Consider the following 6,593-nt stretch of genomic DNA (forward strand, 5'->3'; position numbering starts at 1 on the left):
GGACGTACCGTGAGCGAGCCGAGGCCCGGTCGGAGCGAGCGGGGAGCGGCCAGCTCGGGGGCGATGGAGGGGAGCAGGCGGGCCTTCGCCGTGGCTGCCCGACTTCGGCCCCGGCCGTCCTGCCGAGCGCGACACGGAGCCGATCTACGCTCCCGCCACCAGCCCTGCGCCCACCTCTCCGGCTCCGGATTCCCGCACGACTCCGCCGCCCACCGCCGAGGAGCCGCCCGTCCGGGACCACACGGCCGCCTATGAGCAGGGGCCGGCCCGGCAACAGGCCCCGGCGCAAGCGCAGGGTCCCGCGTCCGCGCACCCTCCTGCCCAGCCCACCACCCAGGCCCAGCCCGCCACGGATGCGCAGCCCACCTCCCCGGTCCAGCCGGCCGTGGAGGCGCACCCCGCCGGCCAGGTCCAGCCCGTCGTGGAGGCGCAGCCCGCCGCGCAGATGCAGGCCGCCGCAGAGGCGCAGCCCACTTCTCCGGTCCAGCCGGCCACGGAGGCGCAGCCCACCACGCAGGCCCAGCCCGCTACGCAGGTGCAGCCTGCCGCGGGGGTGCAGTCCAGCTCCCAGGCGGAGCCCACCTCGCAGGCGCAGCCCACCGCCCAGGTGCAGCCCGCCATGGAGGCGCAGCCCACTGCCCCGGTCCAGCCGGCCGCAGAGGCGCAGCCCACCGCCCAGGCGCAGGATCAGGCCGTCGTCCAAGGGCAGCCGATCGCCACGGCAGAGTCGCCCGCTGGGCCCGAGGTCGCGGCGCAGGTGCCGGCCGAGGTGGAATCGCCCGCCCAGCCGGAGGCCGCTTCGCAGGCACCCGTTCCGGTGGACTCGCCTTCCCCGGTGGAGCCGCCCTCCACACAAGAGGCGGCCACCGAGTCCGCCGCCGCGCCCATCGCCGCGTCCGGCGACGCCACGGGGCCGGCTACCACGACAGCGCCCAGCACCGCGACACCCGCATCGGCGGAAACGGGCGCGGCGACAACCGCCACCGCGGAGGTCGGCACGCCCGACGCCTCGGGCACCAAGGCGCCTGCCAGCGCGGACGCCACGTCACCCACTGCCGCGGACGCGCAGCCGCCCTCTGCCGTAGACGCCCATCGGACGAACGCCGCGGACGCTCAGACGCCCGGCACCACGGACGCCCAGAGGACAGACACCGCGGGCGCTCAGACGGCCAGTGCCGTGGGTGCTCAGAAGGCAGACGCCATGGACGCCCAGACGCCCAGTGTCATGGAGGCCGAGACGACCAAGGCCGCGGAGGTCGTGGCGGACGCGGCCTCCCCTGAGCCAGCGGCGACCGCGCCGGAGCGGGAGGCGGCGGCCCAGGCCGTACGGAACGCCAAGCCACAGCCAGAGAGCGCCGCGCCGAAGTCCGAAAGCGCCGCGCAGCCTGCCGCGCCGGAGATGGAGAGCAGCAGCGCCGCCCCGCCCGCCGCGGCGAAGGTTGAGAGCGCCCAGGAGCCCGCCGCAGCGGAGCCTGAGAGTGTCACCCGGCCCGCCGCACCGGAGGCCCAGTCCGAGCAGCCCGCTCAGGAAGCCAAGCCTGCTCAGGAGGCCGCGGCCGCCCAGGAGGGCGAGTCTGCTCCGGAGGCCGCGCCTGCTGAGGAGAGCAAGCCTCCGGCGCCCGCGCCCAAGCCCAAGCCCGCGGTCCCGGCGGCGCGTTCGGCCAAGGACGGGTCCAAGGAGGAGCCAGCCGTACCCGTGCCGTCCCCGCCGCCCGCCCCGGCCGCCCGTCAGGCGCGCAAGGGCTCGAGGGGACGCAGAGCTTCGGTCCCGACTTGGGACGAGATCATGTTCGGAGCTCGCCGCCAGGATTGACGGCACCCGGCACGCGGCGGATCATCATGATCCGCCGCCCGGACCGACCGCACCCGCCCACGACGATCAACAGGATCCACCGCCGGGACTGACCGCACCCGGCCGTCGGCAATCGTCAGGATCGTCAGGACTCGCCGCCGGGGGTTCAGCCTCGGCGGCGTCCGGTGCTGGAGGGCGGTCAGCCTGCGGGTGGCGTTCGGGGCTCGAGGAGGAAGGGGGCGAGCCATTCCGGCGTCACCTCGGCGGGAAACCCCGCCCCCTGAGCCTCCGACACATCGATCGCCGAGTAGCCGCCCTTGCCCGCCCCGACGCCGGCGATCAGCGTGAGCACCCCGGCCCGCCGCTGGAACCACGTCTGCCGGAGCCGCCACCCCACCACGGCCCGGCGTTCGACCACGGCCTGGGAACGCCGCAGCGACCCCGAGCGCACCGCCAGCCGTACCCCGTCGTAGCCGTGCCCCAGCGACGCGTACCGGTCGAGTCCCAGTGGAACCCCGGCCCCGGCCAGCAGCAGCGCCGGCACCAGCAGGATCAGCCACAGGGTCGTCCCCGTGACCCAGATCGCCACGGCGCTCGCCAACGCGAGCACGGCCCAGGGGAAGACGGCGCGGAACAGGCGGCGGTTGCGCGCCACGGGCGGGTGGGGGCGGAGGGGCGCCCGGTAGGGGCCGATGGCGTCGCCGGTCACGTGGTGCGCCACGGGCCGGGGCACATCGGGCAGAAGCTGCCCCCGCGTCTGGGAGTCGCCCAGTCCCGTCACAATGGCCCAGACACGTACGACCCCGGCCCACCGCTCGGCGAGCCCGTCCACGATCTCGTAGCCGCGCACCCGGGCGGACTCCAGCGACACGCTGCGCCGGTTGATCAGACCGCGCTCCGCCACCAGGTAGCCGTCGCGGCGTTTGAGCTGGAAGTCCCAGTTGAAGATCGCGTACATCAGCCCGCCCACGAACGGCATCGCCACCACGAGCAGCAGCACCGCGACCAGCAGCAGATAGGGATGGGTCCACAGCCACTCTCCGGCGCGCCAGGCGGCGTCCCGGTCGAGCCCCAGGTCGTCGCCCCACTGGAACGCCAGCCCTATGGCGCCGCCGGCGAGCGCGAAGGGGGTGAGCAGGTACGCGCCCGACAGCGGCCCGTACAGCAGCCACCTTCGCGGCACGCCGATGATCACCCGTTCGTGGGGCCCCGCCATGTCGGCCACGTGCACCTCGGGCCGGGCGGAGCGCCGCAGGAGCACCGATTTGAGCCGTTCGGCCTCCTCCAGCGTGACCCCGTCGAGCTCGGCCTCCTCGTCATTCCCGCTCGCCCCGGTGTCGATCTTGAGTACGGCCAGGCCGAGCAGGCGGTGCATGGGCGGCGTGGACACGTCGACGCCACGGATCCGCTCCAGCGGGATGGTGCGGACGGAGCGGCTGATCAGCGACCGCTTGGTCTCCAGCCGGTCGCCGGCGATCTCGTAGGTGAAGGTGGCCCACCGGACGATCGCGAACACCACGGTGCCGGCCACGCCGAGCGCCGCCCAGGCGTACGACCTGGTCGAGAACCCGCCCACGAAGAGCACGCCGACGAGAGGGAGCAGGAGCGAGGGCAGCATGCGTACGGGATCGATGAGCAGCACCTTCGGGCTCAACCGCAGCGGCACCCGCGCCGGAGGAGCGCTCCGAGGTGGAGCGTCACCCTGCGGCTCGGGACCGGCGTGGGGGTCGCCACTGCCGTGGGGCGGCTGGGGGCCGATCATGTCGCGTCGTCCCTGAGGGCTTCGGCGCGGTGCGCGATCTGCTCGGCCAGCCCCGCCGCGACGTGGTGGTCGAGACCCTTGATCGTCGAGGACCCCGCGTGGGACGCGGTGCGGATCTCCAGTGTGGCCAGCCCGAGCATCCGTTCGATCCACCCTTGCGCCTTGTCGACCGTCTGGATGCGGCTCACAGGCACGAACACCCACTCCCTGGTCAGGAACCCCGACCTGGCGTAGACGACGTCCCCAGAGAGCTCCCAGCGATGCACGGCGTACCGGATGAAGGGCTCGGCGACCAGGAAAGGCCCCGTCAAGACCACGACCGCGGCAGGCAGCAACCAGGAGTGGTCCGCGAACCAGCCGGGCACCCACGACCACCCGCTTCCGCCGACCCACCGCGACACCAGGAGCGAGCCGCCCAGGAAGAAAACGAACGCGACCAGCGACTCGAGCAACCACAGGCGGACGGCCTTGGGCGAGACGCGGTTCGCCGGATCGCGCAGCGGGCCAGTTGACGTCACAAGGCCAGCTTAGGGCGCGAACCGCCGGAGCGATCTGTCCGCGGCCCGCCAAGATCCACCTGCACGCTCGGCGTGTCTGCCGCCGCCCTGCTCCGCCTCGGTGCCATGCTCGATGGCGGCCGGCCGCAGGCTGTCGAGCTTGGCCACATCGGCGGCGCCACGTGCGTACCAGCCAGGCCCGGCCAGCGCGGGACCGCACCAGAGCGCGAGCGCCTCACGCAACGTGGCAGCCGCCGTCCACCCGGCCGGCTCCCGGAATCATCGCCTGCGCCTACATCTCTGGATGGATCCGGCGCACCTGCTTTTTACGGAAGGGGCGCAACCGAAACCTATGTCCGTTTTGTCGAGTCGCCGTACGAGATCCCGCCAGAAGTCCGGCCGCAGTGAACCAGCAGGTCAGAAAAGGTTCCCGGGTACGGCGCCATTCCAGCCCCCCAGCGTCGGCGGGGGCCACGCTTGTGTCCAAGGTCACTACCCGGATCCCGCGATTCCGCCTCGTTTCGGATCCTTTACCTTGCACCGACCATCGAGAAACGGTCTGCGCACCGCCGAGAGCCGCGTAGCATCGTCCGGCATGGGGCTGTGTAACGCGGCATCACGCATGCGACGCATCGCCGTCAGTGTGACGGTGGTGGCTGCCGCGTTCGCCTTGTCGGGTTGCGCCAGTCTCATGGGCAGATCTCAGGCCGAGGACATCGCGCAGATCAACGTCTCGAGCCCGGAGTTGCGCGAGGGCAAGCCGCTGCCCGCCGACTACTCCTGCCGAGGCGACCAGGGCAGCCCCCCGCTGCGCTGGTCGAGTCAGCCGCTGCCCAAGGCCAAGTCGATCGCAATCGTGGTCGATTCTCATACACCATCGGAATCGGCCGTGAACTGGGTGCTCTACAACATCCCGGCGACCACGACCGAGCTGGGACCCAACGCCGCGGCCGAGCCCCCTCCGGGATCCGGTCAGGCGAAGGTGACCAGTGGCAAGGCGGGCTACGACCCTCCGTGCGAGAGCGGCAACTACCGCTTCACCGTCTACACGCTGAACGACAAGGTCGTCGTCCCGAAGGATGGCGGGCTCCCCGACATCCTGAAGGACATCGCCAACAAGACCATTGCCAGGGGCAGACTCACAGCAGTCGACATCCAGTGAGAGCCCGAACACAGCAGGTAATTCGGTGTACCAATTCTTCACGTAGGGTGTGACAACGCTCATAGTGGTCCGACACAATCAGATCCAATTGTTAGGCACTGGTGATCAAAGGGGGCAGGTCGCGTCGATGGCCGCGCGATCTCACCGGCGCCGATGGGAGGCCATGGCTTTGAGGGTGGTGCAATGATCGCGGTCGTAGTGAGCTTGGTCGCTGTCGTGCTCCTCGTGCTCGTCGTCGTGGCACTGGGCATGCGTTCCATGAACCGCCGGGAGAGCTCTCTCCCTCCGGAACGGCTGAAGGAGATGGCCGAAAAGGAGGAGATGACCCAGACGCGGTCCACTGACGAGTTCGCCTCGCACGAGCCGCGCATGAACAACTTCAGCCCCGACTTCAGCCCCATCGACGAGCCCAAGCCCAAACCGGTACGCACCGGTCAGCGGGGCAGGCGCGGCGTCGACGAGTGGGGCAACCCGACCTCCGACGACGAGGACGAGGAGTTTTGGGCCAACATCCGCAGCGATGCGGAAGAGGGCGGTTTCGGTGCGGGTGGCACCGTGGCGGCCAGGAAGGGCGCCTCCCGCCCTGTCGAGCACGAGCGTCCCGCCGAGCGCCCCGCTGAGCGTCCCGCCGCCAGGCGCCGGGAACGCACCACACAGCCGCAGCCCGCGGCCGCCTCCGCCGACCCCAACGCGACCACCGTCCAGTCCCCCCTTCCGCAGCGCCAGCCGGCCGCCGCGGCGGCCAACCTCGCCGACCTGGTGGAGCAGCCGGCCAAGCGCGCCACTCCGTCCCAGGCCGAGTTGGCGGACCAGCGGACGATGACATTCGCCGCGCCGACGGCCGATGTGATGAGCATCCTCGGCGCGGGCGCCCAGCCGGTGCCCTCCCCCCGCCCCGACTCCCTGTCGTCCAACACGACCGGCCACGGCACGGGCTCCTTCCCGGCCGCTCCCGCCGCCGGCGGCTCCTTCCCCGCGACCCCCGTGACCCAGCCGAACCCCCTGACCGCACCGAGCGGAAGCGGCTCTTTCAGCAGCGGCTCCTTCCCCGCGACCCCGGCGGCGAGCTCCAGCGGCTCCTTCCCCGCGACCCCCGCGGTGAACTCCAGCGGCTCCTTCCCCGCCCAGCCCTCACCCATCCACGGGGCGCCCACGAGCGACCCGTTCCCCGCCTACAACAACGCCGCCGAGACCACCTGGGCCGGCACGCCCGCGGCGTCGTCGTCCGGCTCCTGGCCCGCCCAGCCCGACATCCTCGACGACCCCTCTCCCGCCTCGGGAAGCTCGTGGCCCGCCTTCGAGCAGCCCGCCGCGCGCTCGTCGTATCCCGCCTCGTACGAGGTGCGCTCCGGCTGGGCGGTCGCCGACGACACCGACCCG

The 6,593-nt window shown here is 72.2% G+C and carries 4 protein-coding genes and 2 pseudogenes; 3 read left to right on the plus strand and 3 right to left on the minus strand.

Annotated features, from left to right (window positions below; genetic code table 11):
- Positions 1-385 precede the first annotated feature (385 nt).
- Positions 386-1,813, plus strand: a complete 1,428-nt coding sequence (locus AB0J09_RS52285) for a hypothetical protein (RefSeq protein WP_360709363.1) — start codon at positions 386-388, stop codon at positions 1,811-1,813.
- A 178-nt stretch (positions 1,814-1,991) separates the two neighbouring features.
- On the opposite strand, the gene AB0J09_RS52290 is transcribed toward AB0J09_RS52285, so the two are convergent.
- The 3 genes and pseudogenes from AB0J09_RS52290 to AB0J09_RS52300 all read right to left on the minus strand — a co-directional run.
- The gene (locus AB0J09_RS52290) at positions 1,992-3,554 is read right to left on the minus strand and encodes a PH domain-containing protein (RefSeq protein WP_360709366.1); all 1,563 of its coding nucleotides are present in this window, start codon (positions 3,552-3,554) and stop codon (positions 1,992-1,994) included.
- Positions 3,551-4,072 (minus strand): PH domain-containing protein, encoded by a 522-nt coding sequence (locus AB0J09_RS52295; protein WP_360709368.1) that lies wholly within the window; start codon positions 4,070-4,072, stop codon positions 3,551-3,553. Before AB0J09_RS52295 ends, AB0J09_RS52290 begins: the two co-directional genes overlap by 4 nt.
- 9 nt (positions 4,073-4,081) lie before the next feature.
- Positions 4,082-4,297, minus strand: a pseudogene (locus tag AB0J09_RS52300) (BTAD domain-containing putative transcriptional regulator); the annotation flags it as partial.
- 376 nt (positions 4,298-4,673) lie between these two features.
- Here AB0J09_RS52300 and AB0J09_RS52305 point away from each other — a divergent pair.
- Positions 4,674-5,213: a YbhB/YbcL family Raf kinase inhibitor-like protein gene (locus AB0J09_RS52305; protein WP_360709371.1), complete on the plus strand. Its 540-nt coding sequence runs from the start codon at positions 4,674-4,676 to the stop codon at positions 5,211-5,213.
- A 183-nt stretch (positions 5,214-5,396) separates the two neighbouring features.
- Positions 5,397-6,593: pseudogene (locus AB0J09_RS52310) on the plus strand (hypothetical protein); the annotation flags it as partial.

It is taken from the genome of Nonomuraea sp. NPDC049784 (assembly GCF_040659615.1).
GTDB lineage: Bacteria > Actinomycetota > Actinomycetes > Streptosporangiales > Streptosporangiaceae > Nonomuraea.